The 1821-nt window shown below is 59.5% G+C and carries 2 protein-coding genes and 1 pseudogene; all 3 read right to left on the reverse strand.

Features of this window, described 5'->3' with window-relative positions:
* A pseudogene (locus RMN95_RS17165) lies at window positions 1-226 on the reverse strand (hypothetical protein); the annotation flags it as partial.
* Window positions 227-439: 213 nt separating this feature from the next.
* Window positions 440-934 carry a barstar family protein gene (locus RMN95_RS10725; protein WP_309616909.1) on the reverse strand — a complete coding sequence of 165 codons (495 nt, stop codon included), beginning with the start codon at window positions 932-934 and terminating at the stop codon, window positions 440-442.
* 23 nt (window positions 935-957) lie between these two features.
* The gene (locus RMN95_RS10730; protein ID WP_309616910.1) at window positions 958-1293 is read right to left on the reverse strand and encodes a DUF488 family protein; all 336 of its coding nucleotides are present in this window, start codon (window positions 1291-1293) and stop codon (window positions 958-960) included.
* Between the last annotated feature and the right edge of the window lie 528 nt (window positions 1294-1821).

A 1821-nucleotide genomic window follows, 5' to 3' on the forward strand; every position in this document is an offset into this window, starting at 1 on the left:
TGTAGGTGTGGTCGCCGTCATCCATCAGCAGGGGCAGCCCCCCGACGGTGGACCAGAGCCAGTCCTCCGTGGCCGTTCCCTCGGTGCGGGTCTGGCGCAGGCCTCGGGCGTCCGTCGTGTACCCGACGGATCCAGTGGGAGTTATGACCGATGCGAGGTAGCCGGCGGCGTCGTACCCGTAGGTTGTGGCCGTGCCGCCGACAGGACCGGATGAGGCGCGGCGCCCGGCCGTGTCGTAGACCCTCCGGCGGTCTTGTCATCGAGAACCTCGCCGGGGTGGAGCGGGCGAGCAAAAGGGGTGGATGCGAGTTAGATGTCAGGGGGCTCTGTCGTGGCGTCGGAGCCCATCACTCTGCCGCGCTTGAAGCTGAAGGTGGCTGCCAGTTCGCGCTACGGGTAGATGATTGGGCAGCTTAGAAGACCCTTCGATGAAAGCAAATCAGGGACTTGGATGGTCCTCGGTCAGCAAGAATCCTGCGGCGAGCCACCTCCCGGCTATGCCATCGACGCTGCCGTTATCGAATGAGAGGACCACGTGGAAGGGCAGGGCGGGTCTGTCCCACCACTCGCCCTCCGATACTTGCCGGCCCCAGACTTCGTTCGCCAAAACCAAGATACTCCGAAGGATGGTCATGTCGGCCACCTCGGCATCGAGGAGAACCTCGTGGGGTTCAGTCACGACTAAAACCAAACCAGCTTCGAGGTCCAACCAACTCAAATCCAGAACGCAGTCACTAAGCGCGTTCCAATTGTTCCCGAAGTAGTCAGGGAAATTCAGCGCGGCGCGAAATTCGTCGAACAGGCCTTGACGCGTCTTCATCTCCTTGCTGCGGACGGTAATGGCTGTCAACTCCGCCGACTGCCACGCGATCTTGGTTTTTGCGAGCTCGTCCTCTCCAGACGGCAAGACGATAAGCCTCAGGGACTCTTCCACTCGCTTCAGATTTTCAACTTGGACTATTGGCTCGGCCCCCTAAATTGGGTGAAGGAATCGTAGTGGTTGCTTGTGAAATACGCCGAACCATCGTCGCCGATGACCATGCGCTCGGGACCTCTGAGTTCAGCGAAACCCTCGCGATTCACCCGCGAGTTCCCAAGAGATGGGAGGTGCTCAGACCCCATCTCATCGACCGATAGTCGTGCTTGGAGCGCTTTTTTCGAGAGGCCTCGTTTACGGGAGATCGGGTTGAGTTGTACATCGACGACCGTCCGTACCCCTCTGAGACGCAGCTGCGAGACGAGCCCGTCCAAATCGAGTCCCTCGTAGCCGACGCCAATGACCTTCCGATCCATGACGATCAAGTCTCCTATCATGAGCGAGTTCCGGCAGACGCACGAAGCCGCCTACCTTACGGAGAATATCTGTTGAGTGAATGCATCCGATGACGACCGCGCCTTCGTCATTGACTTCTTGGCTTCTACTCCCAATTGCGTGCGGCCGCCATGAGGCCTGTCCGAGAACGGTTGTTCGTAAGCCGGTCGCTGAGCGAAACTTGGCAGACTGCCGCCGCGCTCAAGGTTTATCCGACATGTGGATTTGATCGCTGCGTGGCGGCTTTCTGTGATCAGTTGTCGCTGCTAGGAGCTTGCGGGAGAGCTGGATACTGGAAGTGGTGCCGGACATCGCGAGCGAATCGGTCTGGCTCTTCGGCGGCTGAGAAGTGGCCTCCAGCCTCTGATACGGACCATTGCTGCACGTTGTAGAGCCGCTCATACCACTCACGGGGTGGTGATCCCTCAGGGGGACTATCTCATGAACGGTGTTTCCGGCGGTTCTCATTTAGTAGGTCTCCGCGGCCGGCCAGCGGTCTGCGAAGGTGA

The organism is Salinibacterium sp. (assembly GCF_031364185.1).
GTDB lineage: Bacteria > Actinomycetota > Actinomycetes > Actinomycetales > Microbacteriaceae > Rhodoglobus.